The organism is Paenibacillus sp. FSL K6-1566, assembly GCF_038050475.1.
GTDB lineage: Bacteria > Bacillota > Bacilli > Paenibacillales > Paenibacillaceae > Paenibacillus_AQ > Paenibacillus_AQ lactis.
The window spans coordinates 2,341,521-2,356,117 of record NZ_JBBOSR010000001.1; the positions used below are offsets into that span (position 1 = coordinate 2,341,521).

Below are 14,597 nucleotides of genomic sequence, written 5' to 3' on the forward strand. Positions count from 1 at the left end.
AGTATACTGAAGCTGTTCGATTCAACCTAACGCTTTGGAAGCGGCGGGAGAGAAAGGGGGATTCCATTGAAAGCAGGCCAACTGAACGACTCCCGGCAGCTTATTTCGAGAATCAAGAAAAATTGGGGGCTGTACCTGCTGCTGCTGCCCGCGGTGGTGCTGGTCCTGTTGTTTTCCTACGTGCCGATGTACGGCATCCTGATCGCCTTTAAAGATTACAGTCCTGCGGCAGGCATTATGGACAGCCCGTGGGCGGGGCTGAAATACTTCGAGAAATTTTTCCGCTCCTATCAATTTGAGAGCACGATCAAAAACACGGTCGTCATCAGCCTCTACAGCGTGGCTACGTTTCCGATTCCGATCATGCTCGCATTGATGGTCAACCAGATGCGTCCCAACCGGTTCAAGCGGTTTTTCCAGACGGTGACCTACATGCCGCACTTCATATCGACGGTGGTCATGGTCGGCCTGATGCTCATCCTGTTCTCGCCCAGCACGGGCTTGATCGGCAACCTGTTCCGCCTCTTCGGTGCCGAGGCGCCGAATCTGATGGGCTCGGCCGGGTGGTTCAGCAGCGTCTATGTGTGGTCCGACGTGTGGCAGCACATGGGCTGGGACAGCATCATTTATATCGCGGCCCTGTCGGCCGTCAATCCCAGCCTGTACGAGGCGGCGACGATGGATGGCGCGAGCCGTTGGCAGAAGATCCGGTACATCGATATCCCGATGCTGATGCCGACCATGATCACGCTATTGATCCTTCGAATCGGAAATCTGCTTGGCGTCGGCTTCGAGAAGGTGTATCTGATGCAAAACAACCTCAATATCACGTCCAGCGAGGTGATCGCGACCTATGTGTACAAAATCGGGATGCTGAGCAGCCAGTACAGCTTTTCCTCGGCCATCAACCTGTTTAACACGGTCATTAATTTCGTGCTCCTGATCATGGTGAACTACATTTCCAAGAAGTACAGCGAGAACAGCTTATGGTAGAGAGAGGAGGGTTTCAATGAGCGGAATGGAAGCAAAAACGAAAAAAGGGGCGCGCGCCGTCTACACCCGTTCCTCTGACCGCATCCTGGAGATTGCCATGTACATCTTCGCCGTCCTCTTGTTGATCGTTCTGATCTATCCGATCTATTTTATCGTCATTGCCTCATTCAGCGATCCGGCAGCCGTTGCGAACGGGCAGGTGTGGCTGTTTCCGAAAGATTTTACGCTGGCGGGCTATCAGGAATTGCTGAAGCATTCTAATATATGGGTGGGGTACCGTAATACGATCCTGTATACCATCGTGGGAACGGCGATCGGCCTGGCGGTCAACATTTCGGCAGCCTACGCGCTGTCCAGACGGGATTTGGTCGGCGGCAAGTACATTTCCCTGCTTTTTATATTCACGATGTTCTTTAACGGCGGCCTGATCCCTACCTTCATGACGATCCGGGATTTCCAGCTGTACGATACGTTTCTCGTCATGGTGCTGCCGTTCTCGGTGGCGGTATTCAACATTATCGTAGCGCGGACGTTCTTCAAGACGAGCATCCCCGAGGATTTATGGGAGGCGGCCCAGATCGACGGATGCGGGAATCTGAGGTATTTTGTCCAGATCGTCATCCCGCTCTCGAAAGCGGTAATCTCGGTCATCGCCTTATGGACGGCCGTCGGCCATTGGAATTCATATTTCAACGCGCTGATTTATTTGAAAGATTCGAATCTGTATCCGCTGCAGCTTATCCTCCGAAACATTCTGGTGACGAACCAGATGCAATCGGCCCTCGGAACGGGGGAAGCCGCAGCCGTCGCGCTGCGCTTAGCTAACCTGATGCGGTATGCGGTCATCATTGTCGCTACGGTTCCGATCATGTGCATTTACCCGTTTGTGCAGAAATATTTCAACCAGGGGGTGATGATCGGAGCCGTAAAGCAATAATGTTCGATTCAATGCATGTCCTGTCATCAAAAAGCTTGGGGGGATTATGGAATGGTAAAGGGCTTGAAGCTTAAGGCATTTCCGGTCAAGACGGCGGTTTCGATGCTGCTGGCTCTGATGCTGGTGTTTAATCTGGCGGGGTGCAGCGGCGGCGGCAAGGAACCGGCGGCGGAGCCGGATGCGGCTTTTAATGAAGAAGGGCTGCCGATCGTGAATGAACCGATCACGCTGGACGTGTTGACCGTTCGATGGGGGAATATGGGGGATACGTTTCTTCAGAATCAATGGCTGAAAGATCTGGAGAAGCAAACCAACGTGAAAATCAACTGGCAGATCATGTCCTCGAACGACTGGGGCGAACAGAAATCGATCATGCTGGCAAGCGGGACGCTCCCGGACATCATTTTCGGGGACATTGTGTTCAGCGATTCCGATATCGTCAATAATCTGTCCTACTTCCGGCCGCTCGACGACTACATCGACCGGTACATGCCCAATTTAAAGGCAGCGATGGAAGAGACGCCGGAGATGAAACAGATGAGCACCTTCCCGGACGGAAAGATCTACTCCCTTCCGGCACGGCTGCCGTCCAGACCGGAATCGTCGATCCAGCCGATCATCAACAAGACCTGGCTTGACAAGCTTGGATTGGACGTACCGGACAATACCGAAGAGCTGTACCAGGTGTTCAAAGCGTTCAAGGAACAGGATCCGAACGGGAACGGAAAAGCCGATGAAATCCCGGTCAGCGGTTCCGGGGATATCAGCGTGGATTTATACAATCCGTTCGGCATCACCGACATCAATGCCAACAGCATGATGGTGGTGGACGGGGAGCCCGTGTACTATCCGATTACGGAAAATTATAAAGAAGCGATAAAATGGGCGCATCAGTTGTACGCCGAAGGTCTGATCGACCAGGAGGTGTTCACCCAGGACAACACCATGCTGACGGCCAAGCAGCAGAATCCCGATGCTCCGCTGATCGGCTTCTCCAATCAGTGGGTACCCGATGCCGTGTTCGGGAAGTGGAAGGATCAATACATCGCCATTCCACCGATCGCCGGTCCTGACGGAAAACGCTATCAGGGCGGAGAGCCGGGCGGCTTGAGCCTGCGGCGGAACCAGCTGCTCATTACGACCTCCAACGAGCATCCGGAGGTATCGGCGCGCTGGGCGGACCAGTTCTATACCAATGAAGCCAGCATCCAGAATTTCTGGGGCGCGATCGGCACCGTCATTAAGAAAAACGACGACGGTACGTACACGCTGATGAATCCGCCGGAGGGAACGAGCGCGGATGCTTGGTACTGGGAGCAGTCGGTTCGCGATTTTGGACCGAAGTACGTCAGTCCGAGCTTTGAGCGCAATATCATCCTGGACGAAACGACAGGAGACGGCTTGAAGCTGGTCATCGATAAGCTGGGCAGCGATTATGTGACCACCCCGTTCCCGAACGTCATGTACAGTGCGGAGGAATTCCAGGAGCTGCCTACGCTGACGACCGATATCGACGGTTATGTCAGCACAACCCGGGCAAAATGGATTACGGAGGGCAACATTGATCAGGAATGGGACGCTTATGTGAATAAGCTGAACGAAATGGGACTGGAGCGGCTGCTCCAGATTCGCAAGGATGCTTATAAACGGTATACCAGCGCAAAGTGATGCCAGTATAAGGCGAATGCGGCCCTGCAGATGCGAATAGGCAGGGCCGCCGCCGTTTTGCTTGGGGCAATCTACATTTTAAGAACAAGAGGAGAGCGTTAGGCATGAACAAGTTTCGGATCGGTTTGATTGGACTCGGCGGCATGGCGCAAGAGCATATCCGCTGGATGAAAGCAGAGAATGTGTATGAGTTTGTTGCCGTCAGCGATGTGAACGGGGACGCGATGGCGAGAGTCGGCGATCAGCTCGGCATCGAAGACGGCAAGCGCTACGCGAATTATAAGGGACTGATCGAAGACCCGGATGTGGACGCGGTCGTCTCGGTGACGCCGAATAACGTGCATGCCGACATCATGAGTGCATGCCTTCATGCGGGAAAACCCTTTTTGGCGGAGAAGCCGTTTACGCGGATCTTCGAGGAGGCTGTGCCCTTGCTGGAATTGTACGAGAAACATCCGGTCCCGGTCATGATCGGCTTTACGTATCGTTATACGCCGGCATTCCGCTATGCCCGGGAGATCGTGCGTTCCGGGAAACTGGGCACGGTCCGGCATTTCTCCCACCAATACCTCCAGGGCTTTGGCGTCCCGCATCAACAGGTCCCGTATATGTGGAGGTATAACAAGGCCGTCACCGGGACGGGGGCTCTGGGCGATCTCGGCTCGCATATGATCGACATGGCGCGCTTTCTATTCGGAGAGTTCGAGGAGCTGACCGCCCAGCTGCAGACGATCGTTCCGGAACGCCGCGATCCGGTCACGGGAGCGATGGCGAAGATTGAGGTCGATGATTTCGCAAGCTTTCAGGCCCGGATGACAGGGGACGTTATGGGCGTGTTCCAAACGTCGCGCAATGCATTCGGCTCGGGCAACCAGCATGAAGTAACGATCTACGGCGATTTGGGGACGGTTCATGCGGGAACGCTTGACCCGGACCACATCGTGTGGATCCGTGAGGAAGAGGGCGGACAGCTGGCGAGAGCACTCGTCGAGGTGCCGGCTCATTGCAAGGTCACGCAGTATGCCGATTTTGCCGCCGTTTTAAGAGGGACCCCGGCAGACGGCGCGCCCGGCTTTATGGACGGGTACCGGAACCAGGAGGTGCTGGATGCCGTCGTAAGAGCAAGCGAGTCCAAGTCTGCCGTGCGGCTTAGGGCGGATTGAGCGTATCCCGACCGGTTTAAGCGTGTGTGACTTATCGTGCGCTGATGCCCGCTCACCATGCTTTCCCCATCCAGATATACAGTGGCATTAAAACAAACAGGAACAAGCAAAAGTTAACGGTTACAAAAAGGTATCTGAGTATGGGCTTACGGTGGAATTCCACAGGTGTGCGTAAACCTCCGGTGCCCTCGATCACGAACAGGATCAGCAGCGTGTGGATGATCGTATGGCCGATCACCTCGATGTGACCGAATACAAGGCTTGTCATGAAGAAGATTCCGGTGACGAGCAGTGCGGTAAAGCGGTTCATAATTCCCATGATAAAGGCCCATGCCAAGCCGATCTCAACGAAGGCGCTGATCAACACGAATTGCTCGAGGGTAAAACCGAAGGTGGGAAGTCCGTAGCTGCCCATGACGGAGCAGGCAAGCGCTGGCATGGTCAGCTTTTCCATGGCGAGCCAGGACAGCGAGAACCCCATACATATATAGAGGACGGCGGGAGCGGTTCTCATGAAAGGCGTGTCATAAACGAACAGGCAATAAACGATCCCCACATACATCAAATAATCCAAGGCGTGAAAAACTCCGTATTCCAGCGAAGCTTGGATATACAGCAAGAACAGAATGGCACCGCTTACTTTTAACGTTTTCGTATTGGCCAGACAGGCGGCGGCAATGAATAGCCCAAGGACGATCCACATCGATTTGATGGTGAATTCGGGGGCAAGGTAAGACCCGCTGAATAACTGCAGCAGAAGCCCGATGCCAAGGCCGGTTCGCAGGATGAGCTGGGTGTGCTGCTTCATTCGGCACAGCCATGTATGAATTCGCAGGATCGGACGCGCACGGCTGATCGGCCCGGATACGGCGCAGGCGAGCCAGAGCATTAGGACGGTAAACGCTAGCCAGAACAGGAAGGACGGGGTGACGATGCGGGAGAAAGGCAGGGGGTCCCATTCGAAGCTATCCGTAAACCATTTTACGTGCACATAGAAGTTGCTAATCTTGGAGAAATGCATTACCATTCACTATGTTCCTCCCTTAACCACTCTAATCACCTATCCAAGATAATACAAAATTAACTTAAAAAGTATATTCTGGACGAATGTATCCCTCCTTGTGAAAAATTTATCCCATAAAGAACGGTCAGACGGCCGAACCTATCGTTTCTTCAGACGCGAAAGATGGAGCGATCCTAAACGCTGTTTTGTTATAATGGTCCTAACCTAAGTTTAATAAAGGAAAAGAGTGACGCAGATGAAGCAAAGCGATGTGGGAGGACCTCGACCGTTCGAGGACAAGACTCGCCGTGATTACGATCATCCCGAGACACAGCATGAGAGCGGCGATCTCAAATACATAACGGAAGCAGCGGGTACGCCCATGAAGGGGCGTGAAGAGCGGGGAGCCGTGCTTATGCTGCAGGGAACGGCCTCGGATGTCGGGAAAAGCATTGTCACGACGGCATTGTGCCGCATTTTTCTCCAGGACGGCTACCGGCCGGCTCCATACAAATCGCAAAACATGGCGCTTAATTCGTACGTAACGCCAGACGGAAAAGAGATTGGGCGGGCACAGGGCGTTCAGGCTGAAGCCTGCGGCATCGCTGCCACGACCGATATGAATCCGATTTTGATCAAGCCGGTGAAGGACATGACGTCCCAAATCGTCATTCATGGCGTGCCTGAAATGCAGATGAGCGCGATGGATTATAGGAATCGGTTCCTGCCGAAAGCAAAGGACATTGTGCTCGAGGCACTTGAACGACTGCGCCGGCAGCATGACATTGTCGTGATGGAGGGAGCTGGGAGTCCGGCAGAGATCAACCTGAAGGACCGGGACATCGTCAATATGAATTTAGCGGGCTGGGCCGACGCCCCGGTAATCCTCGTTGCGGACATCGACCGCGGGGGCGTGTTTGCCTCTATCGTCGGTACGCTCGAGCTGCTGGAGCCCCATGAGGCAGCGCGGGTGAAGGGCTTCATCATCAACAAGTTCCGAGGGGATGTTGCCTTGCTTAAGCCGGGCCTCGATTGGCTCGAAGAGCGCACAGGCATTCCGGTGCTCGGGGTTCTGCCCTACATTCCGGACATGCGCATTGAGGCGGAGGATTCCGTCGTGCTGGAGAAGCTTGCGCTTCGCTCAGGACCGCGGAAAGAGCTCGATATCGCGGTCATCCGGTATCCGCGGATCTCGAATTTTACCGATGCGGATGCATTGGCCGGCGAACAGGACGTCCAAGTCCGCTTTGTAAGCTCGGCGGATGATTTGGGCGAGCCGGATGTCATCATCCTGCCGGGCTCGAAGGATACGATCGGCGATCTGGAATTTTTGAGGGAGCAAGGCTTGGCACAGTGCATTATGGACCGGGCGCGGGAGAGAAATGTACAGATTGTCGGCATTTGCGGCGGCTACCAGATGATGGGCAAGCGTCTTTCCGACCCGGATGCGGTGGAAGGAGGCGCACGTGAAGCGGAGGGGCTCGGGCTGCTGCCGCTGACGACGATCTTCAGGAAAGAGAAGAGAACCGTTCGGGTCCGGGGAAAGCTGGCGCAGGGGCATCCCTTAGCACTGGGCACTCCGGTTCCCGCTGCCGATACGCCCATTGAAGCGTACGAGATTCATATGGGGATCAGTGAATGGAGCGGGTCAAGCGAGGATGGAGCGTATGCACCGCTGTTCATCATGGGACCCGGCCCCGATGGGAACGCCGATTCTTATCCGATGGAAGGTCACTCGGAGGGACTGGGCACTGCGGACGGTTCGGTATGGGGCAGTTATTTGCACGGCCTGTTTGACAATGACGAGCTGCGCAGGGCATGGCTGAACGGCATCCGGCTGAAGAAAGGGCTGGCCCCGATCGGGGAAACCTTCAACGCGCGCAGCCGCAAGCTAGAGGAATTCGACCGGGTAGCGGGCATCGTGCGAAGCCATCTGGATATGGACAAAATCTATGCGATGAGCGGATTAAGGCAGCGGGTCATCCAGGAATAAATGGATTTTCAAACGGGAATATAAATAATAAAGTTGGAGTGGCACCATGCCGACGGCATGGTGTTATTTTGCGTCGATTTTCAATTTTTTGCTCCCCAAATGAACATTACCCTTGATTAAATATAGGATAGGGGGGTATACTAATTACAAGCAAAGAAACATTCATGCAAGTGGACACCTACAGGATTGGAGTGATCGCGGATGAGTAAGAAAATGGCTTTTCTAACATTAACAACCCTGCTGGCTTTCGGTTTCTTCACGGGATGTGATGATCCGAAAGGGGGAGACTCAAGTTCCGGAAACCAACGATCCCCGCAGGATAAGGCCGGCCGTGAGGCGCAGCTTGACGGGCAAGGCGAGCATGGAGCGCATGAAGCCGAAGAAGCTTCAGCACACGGCATACAAGATGTGCAAGAGCCGCACGAGGCGCGTGGAAATCATGGAACACAAGAGGCTCATGGAACGCATACGGCAAACGCATCACATGGAGCACATACAGGACATGGAGCACATGCAGAGCATGGGGCAGGGCATGGAGTTTCGTCGGACGACTACAAGGCGGCCTTCCAATTCAACGGTGCGCTGAACGCAGGCAGCGACACGGAGCTGACCATCAAGATTACCAACAAGGATGGGCAGCCGGTGCAGCAATTCGATGTTAATCATGAGAAGCTGATGCATCTGATCATCGTCAACCACGATCTGTCGTACTTTGAGCACATTCATCCCGATTATCTGGAGAACGGCGTCTTTACCGTGAACACAACATTTCCGGCAGGCGGGAAGTATAAGCTGTTCGCGGATTTCGTTCCCCAGGGCGCTCATGGGGCAACACTTAGCGAGTGGGTAACGGTCGCAGGAGAGGAACAGGCGCATGCACCGATCAAGCCGACAAACCTCGTGCAGCAAGTGGACGGCAAGCGGGTCGAGCTATCGCTCAGCAACACGCTTTCGAATGAAGAGGCTGTGCTCGCCTTCGAATTTCAGGATGCGGCAACCAAGCAAGGCATCGATAATTTGGAGCCGTACCTGGGCGCAATCGGCCATGTCGTTATTTTGTCGGCCGATGCGGAGGAATACATTCACGTGCATCCGGTGGATGAAGACGGAACCGGACCGAAGGCGGAGTTCGCCACAATCTTTCCGAATAGCGGCATCTACAAAATCTGGGGACAATTTCAGCATAAGAACGAGGTCTTTACGACTGCGTTTGTGGTAGAAATCCAATGAATCAAGGAGTGATCGATATGTCCGAAGCGGTAAAAATATATACGATACCAACGTGCAGCGACTGCAATTTTGCCAAACGTTATTTGAAGGAACGGAACGTCCCGTATACGGAATACAATTGTGAGGAAAATCCGGCTTACGCCGAGGAAGTACGGGAGCTGACCGGAAAATCAATTGTACCGACGATCGTGATCAACGGCCGGGTGTTTATCGGCTTTGCCGACAACCTGGACGAGATTCGAAAGCTGATTCCATAAAAAAACTGTTTCACCCATGGCTGGTGGGGGAAGAAGCGCAGGCGATCCTACAAGGATTGCCGCGCTTTTTTTCGTTGCGCCGGAGCAGATGGAGCGGTCGCTTTCGTGCTTACCGCCGGGAAAATTTTTCGAAGTTTAATCCAAATTCACAGGTGTCAAAAATCAGTAGGGGTGTTATTATATGGTTTGTGTCTTTCTTAGGAAAACGGCGATTGATCATGGATCGAGAGGAATCATGAAACGATCGGAGATATGTCACGTATCAATATTCACCAAGCTTTGAAGGAGGGAGATTATGTTGGATAACGGCATGAATGTCATTCTGTTCGAGAAGAAGCCGGACGGAGAGCTCCGGCAGATTGAGGAGCGGACATGGACGATGAACATGGTGACGGCGCTCGAACACGTGAATTATATCGTAGCGGGTGGCCAGGAATATGAGACGATTGAAGGCAGGCTGAATGTAGATTCCGGAAAATTGGAGCTGCTGCTCGTTCCGATGCGGAATGTGTGAATCTTTGTCCGAAAGGAGCAATCATGTTGAGTAATGAAAAAGACAAACAGGAATCGCCGGCATCCAAATGGCTGACGCCGGAAGGCAAGCCGATTCGCGTCCTGTCGAGCTCGCTCGGCATCGCGCTGCTCGCCAATGCGTTTCTGGTATCCGGAGCCACCGCAGCCGGCAACCCGAACGAACTGGCCTCGGAAGGCGTATCTTCGGCCGATGAGCCGAAGCTGGTCTCATGGTCGACCGAGGAAGTGAAGAAATATTTCGATAAGCATACCGACTGGAACATCCCGTTCCCGGAAGAGGAGGATTTCCAGAAAGCCGAGGAAGGCTCGACGGGGTCGGGCTCCGGCGGCACGACGGTCATCAATAACTACAGCGGATACAATGCCGGCTTCGGCTGGGACGATCTGCTGCTCTACCATATGCTGTTTAACAACGGGTCCTATTACTCATCCAGAGGCTGGTACGATAATCACCGCGGCTATTATGCCAACACCGGCAAGCCATACAAGCCACGCACGTACACAAGCGGCGCCTTTCAGAACAAGCCGGTGGTCAACTCCAACGTACGTCCTAAGACCTCGACCTCGTCTTCCGGGACGATCGTTCGGCGCTCGACCTCTTCCAAATCCGGAGGAATCGGAGGCAAGTCCAGCGGCTTCAGCTCGTCGTCCAGCTCGAAATCCAGCTCAAGATCGGGCGGGTTCGGCGGATGACCGATTCGGGCGTGTTTGAAGTCGCAGGACAGCCGGCCCATAACCGGAGCGAGCGAGTGAAGCAGCTTGCCGAGCTGGGGTTCATGTGGGCCGATCTGGAAGAGGAGCCGTACTGGATCGACCAGATCGTGACGATGAACGAAGACGTTTACAATGAGCTCGAGGCTGCGGCCTCCATGCTGTGGCGGATCGTGGACAAGACCGTTCGCTATATTCACGGCAATCATCATATTTACCATCTGATCGGCATCCCGGCAATTCTATGGGAAATGCTCGATCGATGCCCCATACCGGAAGAAGGGCTGATCAGCCGCTATGCCCGATTCGATTTTGCGGTTTCGCATGACGGTGCGATCAAGCTGCTCGAGCTGAATGCCGACACGCCTACCGGTTATGTGGAGGCCTCCATTGCCACCCCTTGGCTATGCCGTCAAGCAGGCATCCGATCCGTGAATGACCGGATGGCTGGACTGGTTGCAGAGGCTTGGGGCGTGGAGCGGCCGGATACGGCAGCCTGCATCGGCTATGGCGAGCACCTGGAGGATTCCGGTACGATTGAGGCTTTGGTCCGGCACAGCGGATTGGACGTCCGATTGGTGGATTGCCTGGATCTGTGGGTGGACGAAGGCGTTTTGAGGGACGGCGACAACCGGGAAATCCGCAGGATGTTTGCCTTGTATCCAAAGGAGTGGATGTCCGTCGATGAGGGCGGTGACGCACTGGCCTACGCGATTGAGACCGGAAACCTTGCGCTGTTTAATCCGCCGCACAGCATTCTGATGCAGTCCAAAGGTCTGATGGCCGCGATCTGGGGAATGTTCGAGCTGGGACTGCTGTTCGGTCCGGAGGAACGGGAGGCCATTGAGAAATACATGCTCCCGACCTATAACAAACCGGTATTCTCCGGCAATTTCGTCTCCAAGTCGATGTTCGGCAGGGAAGGCGGCTCGGTAAAGCTGTACGATAACTCGGGGGAGCTGGAGGTAGAGGATCAGGACGGTTACGACACCAGTGTAATGTTCCCGACGGTCTATCAGCAGCGAGCCGAGCTGGCCCGAATCCGCACAGCGGAGGGCGAGTTTCATCTATTAACAGGCTTGTTCATCCTGAATGGCACGCCTTGCGGGCTGCTGGGACGGGCGGGCGGTCTGATTACGGGAAATACGAGCCATTTTATCGCAATAGGAGTGAAGTAAATGGAATGGAATGAAGGAAAGGAGCACCAAGCTGCGCCTCGCAGGAAACGCAGATTCTCGCTTGCCGCATACGGATGGCTGGCGGCAAGCCTGATGCTTTTATTCGTGCTGAGCGCGTGCTCCAGCAGCCAGACGGTGTTTCATACCGGGAGCTCGGGGGAGGAATCCATTTCTACGGCAAGAGTGCCTTGGGATTACCGGATTGTCGAGGGCACCGTGGGTGATCTGATCGGCGGGGATATGACCGTGCTGCCGGATAATGAGCTGCTGCCCAACGACGGCAACTATGCGACCGGGGACAAGATCTGGACGCTGCAGTTTATGGACGCCGAGCTGACGACCGACGAGAACCAGCGGAATAATATCCGCTTATCCTCTTGGCAGACGATCAAATCCTACAAGGATGAGAAATCGGCCCAGGCAGATCTGACCAACCTCAAAGTCATCGTCAAAACGGATGTGGAACTGGTGGGCGTGTACGCAACGACGCATAAAAACGAAACAAGACGCTTTGCCGTAATCGAGCTGCCGACGGGGAACCGGATCAAGCAGCCGATCGACGAGAAGCGTTATACAGCAATGGAAAAAGAGAAGACGGTTGATGTTGTATTGGAGGAAGTACATGACTTCGCCGATTACGACTTGGCCTATGCAAAATTTCGGGGGTGGGCGGAGTGACGGTTGTTATCAATATCGCAGTTAGCGTGGTGTGCATGATTCTGCTTCAATTGCTGGGGATGCTAGTATTCAGCTGGATGACCCGGTTTAACGACATGGAAGAGCTGAAGAAGGGGAACGCGGCCGTAGGGCTGGCCTTCGGCGGCAAGTTTATGGGAACGGCGATCATCTTGGGCGTCTCCGCCTATACGAATTCATCGATCTGGCACATGATGCTGTGGTTTGCCGTCGGGTATGTGTGCCTGATCGTCGTCTATTGGGTGTTTGAGCTCGTAACGCCGGGCCTGAATATTTCCGAGCATTTGCAGAAGGGGAATATGGCCATCGGCATTTTGCTTGCGATGGTGTTTATCGGCACGGCTTTTGCTGTAAGCAGCCTGATCATCTAAAGCTTCGTACAGCAAATGCGGGAGAGGAGCAGTAGTGGGTGCATTTTATCCTAAAATGGTCTTTAAAAATGATGCGTCTGCGCAAAACCACCATCACCTGCATCGTGGTGCTGTTTGTCGCATTGAGCGCAACCGCCGCCTATTTGCTGGAGCCGGATACCTATAAAACGTGGTTCAACGCGCTGTACTGGGTGCTGACCACGATGGCAACGGTAGGTTATGGCGATTATTATGCCGTCACCGTACCGGGTAAGGTGCTGACGATATTTTTGTATATTTTCGGCATCGGGCTCCTCAGCCTGGTGATCGGGAAGATCGTAGAAGCTTTCGGCAGCATGCAGCGACAGAGAGGAGCGGGCAGATTGAATTATCGCGGCAAAGATCATGTCATCATTATCAATTGGAGCAAAAAGGCACAGTCCGCCATCGATGAAATATTGTCCTATGATTCGGCACCGGGCATCGTCGTTATCGACGAATCCGGACGTCATCCGGTTGAGCATCTCGAGCAGGTGCATTTTGTTAGCGGGGACCCGGCTGCAGATGATACGTTATCCAGAGCCAATATCCATGAGGCGAAAGCGGCGATCATCTTTGCCGATTCGCGGATTGACGAGGCTTCGCTGATCGATGGGAAGTCGCTTCTCATCGCCTCGAGCATCGAGCGGCTTGCGCCCAAAGTGCATACGACGGTTGAGATCGTGCAGGAGCAGAATGTTCAGAATTTTCGTCATATTGATGTGAATGAATTTGTGCTGTCGCACGATGCCGTTTCCCGGTTAGCGGTCCGCGCCGCGCTGCAGGAAGGCAACTCGGATGTACTGATGCAGCTGCTGAGCCGCTCGTTTGGCGATGACATTTACGAGATTCCGGTGAGCAGCGTCTGGAAGACCTATGGCGATGCTTTCCAGGATTTGCTCCGTCAGGGCGCAACGCTGATCGCCGACCGGAGCGATCTGGGAATCAACCGCAAGCTGGGACAGCCGATTCCCGGGGATGCACGGCTCTATATCGTTTCGGATGAGGCGACATATCGGAGAATCGCAGATAAAGAATAAAGGTAAAGGCTCGTAAGCCCTCGCGCTCAAGATGACAATCTTGCCGGCGTGGGCTTTTTTTTTAGGTCCATTTTCGGGATGAAAAGGACGTCATTGGCCCGAAAGGTCCATGAGCAGATGCTCACTGCTTCTCTCCTGCTTCATAGGAAATCGCTTAGCTTTCTAGGAGAGAGGGCCTCTGCTTCATAGGCCGCCGCCCCGCTCCCGACCGTACGGCCCATCCTTCGGCAAGCGTTGCCCCGCTGGTCGTCATGAAGGCCGGAAGCGGCTGGTCGTTTCTGCTGACCTCGGTGCTGGCCGGAGCAATCATCATTGTGCCGGTTGCCCTTCTGGCCAATCATGCGGTAAAGCAGCGGAGATATCCAGCTTTTTGAGGATACATCCTTTTTTTGCTTTGTAAAATTAATGGATGCACAGGCAATATATATCTTTATATTGGAGGATCAGTTCCATGGACATGCGGCGACCGGGAATGGATCCTTTCTTTGTTGCGGCGGCGATAATTAAGAATTTGTAACTAATACATATACCATAAAAAGCGGATTTCGAAACAGCATCCCGGAAAAATAGGATAGGATTACCACTTGAACCTGAGTTGTAAAACTATAGAATAAAAACCAACCCGGTACGGGACTCTATTCTTATTTTGTAGATATGGATAATATTTACAAACCTTGATGGAATGCGGTTCTCAGCCGTTTTTTTATAAGACTAAGGTATCAATTTTGTAATAACTATGGATAAAGATGTAAAAACGACCGGAACTTTAGCAATTTTTCTGCGTTTATATTAACGATTCACGAAA

At 53.7% G+C, this 14,597-nt stretch carries 15 protein-coding genes; 14 read left to right on the forward strand and 1 reads right to left on the reverse strand.

Features of this window, described 5'->3' with window-relative positions; genetic code table 11:
* The first annotated feature begins 66 nt into the window (after positions 1-66).
* The 4 genes from NST08_RS10055 (at position 67) to NST08_RS10070 (ending at position 4,761) form a co-directional block, all read left to right on the forward strand.
* Positions 67-993 (forward strand): ABC transporter permease, encoded by a 927-nt coding sequence (locus tag NST08_RS10055; protein WP_007133119.1) that lies wholly within the window; start codon positions 67-69, stop codon positions 991-993.
* 16 nt (positions 994-1,009) lie between these two features.
* Positions 1,010-1,930, forward strand: a complete 921-nt coding sequence (locus NST08_RS10060; RefSeq protein WP_007133118.1) for a carbohydrate ABC transporter permease — start codon at positions 1,010-1,012, stop codon at positions 1,928-1,930.
* 102 nt (positions 1,931-2,032) lie between these two features.
* Entirely contained in the window at positions 2,033-3,598 is a 1,566-nt protein-coding gene (locus NST08_RS10065) for an extracellular solute-binding protein (RefSeq protein ID WP_373872069.1), read from the forward strand.
* A 104-nt stretch (positions 3,599-3,702) separates the two neighbouring features.
* Positions 3,703-4,761 carry a Gfo/Idh/MocA family protein gene (locus tag NST08_RS10070; protein WP_007133116.1) on the forward strand — a complete coding sequence of 353 codons (1,059 nt, stop codon included), beginning with the start codon at positions 3,703-3,705 and terminating at the stop codon, positions 4,759-4,761.
* 52 nt (positions 4,762-4,813) lie between these two features.
* Here the strand turns inward: NST08_RS10070 and NST08_RS10075 are convergent, their stop codons facing one another.
* Positions 4,814-5,788 (reverse strand): hypothetical protein, encoded by a 975-nt coding sequence (locus NST08_RS10075; RefSeq protein ID WP_007133115.1) that lies wholly within the window; start codon positions 5,786-5,788, stop codon positions 4,814-4,816.
* Positions 5,789-6,179: 391 nt separating this feature from the next.
* Here NST08_RS10075 and NST08_RS10080 point away from each other — a divergent pair, with 391 nt between their 5' ends.
* The 10 genes from NST08_RS10080 (at position 6,180) to NST08_RS10125 (ending at position 14,166) form a co-directional block, all read left to right on the forward strand.
* A complete protein-coding gene (locus NST08_RS10080) occupies positions 6,180-7,757 on the forward strand; it encodes a cobyric acid synthase (RefSeq protein ID WP_100085321.1) in 1,578 nt (525 codons plus the stop codon).
* 201 nt (positions 7,758-7,958) lie between these two features.
* A complete protein-coding gene (locus NST08_RS10085) occupies positions 7,959-8,987 on the forward strand; it encodes a hypothetical protein (protein ID WP_007133113.1) in 1,029 nt (342 codons plus the stop codon).
* A gap of 17 nt (positions 8,988-9,004) precedes the next feature.
* Positions 9,005-9,244 carry a glutaredoxin family protein gene (locus tag NST08_RS10090; RefSeq protein ID WP_007133112.1) on the forward strand — a complete coding sequence of 80 codons (240 nt, stop codon included), beginning with the start codon at positions 9,005-9,007 and terminating at the stop codon, positions 9,242-9,244.
* Positions 9,245-9,539: 295 nt separating this feature from the next.
* Complete coding sequence (locus NST08_RS10095; protein ID WP_007133111.1) at positions 9,540-9,758, forward strand: hypothetical protein; 219 nt, start codon at positions 9,540-9,542, stop codon at positions 9,756-9,758.
* A gap of 23 nt (positions 9,759-9,781) precedes the next feature.
* Complete coding sequence (locus tag NST08_RS10100) at positions 9,782-10,471, forward strand: hypothetical protein (RefSeq protein ID WP_210095751.1); 690 nt, start codon at positions 9,782-9,784, stop codon at positions 10,469-10,471.
* On the forward strand, positions 10,468-11,667 hold the full coding sequence (locus NST08_RS10105; RefSeq protein WP_210095750.1) for a glutathionylspermidine synthase family protein: 1,200 nt from the start codon (positions 10,468-10,470) through the stop codon (positions 11,665-11,667). Before NST08_RS10100 ends, NST08_RS10105 begins: the two co-directional genes overlap by 4 nt.
* Positions 11,668-12,345, forward strand: a complete 678-nt coding sequence (locus tag NST08_RS10110; protein ID WP_007133108.1) for a hypothetical protein — start codon at positions 11,668-11,670, stop codon at positions 12,343-12,345.
* Entirely contained in the window at positions 12,342-12,734 is a 393-nt protein-coding gene (locus NST08_RS10115) for a DUF350 domain-containing protein (RefSeq protein WP_007133107.1), read from the forward strand. Before NST08_RS10110 ends, NST08_RS10115 begins: the two co-directional genes overlap by 4 nt.
* A 38-nt stretch (positions 12,735-12,772) precedes the next feature.
* The gene (locus tag NST08_RS10120; RefSeq protein ID WP_007133106.1) at positions 12,773-13,792 is read left to right on the forward strand and encodes a potassium channel protein; all 1,020 of its coding nucleotides are present in this window, start codon (positions 12,773-12,775) and stop codon (positions 13,790-13,792) included.
* A 251-nt stretch (positions 13,793-14,043) separates the two neighbouring features.
* Positions 14,044-14,166, forward strand: a complete 123-nt coding sequence (locus NST08_RS10125; RefSeq protein WP_083832690.1) for an HPP family protein — start codon at positions 14,044-14,046, stop codon at positions 14,164-14,166.
* Positions 14,167-14,597: the final 431 nt, after the last annotated feature.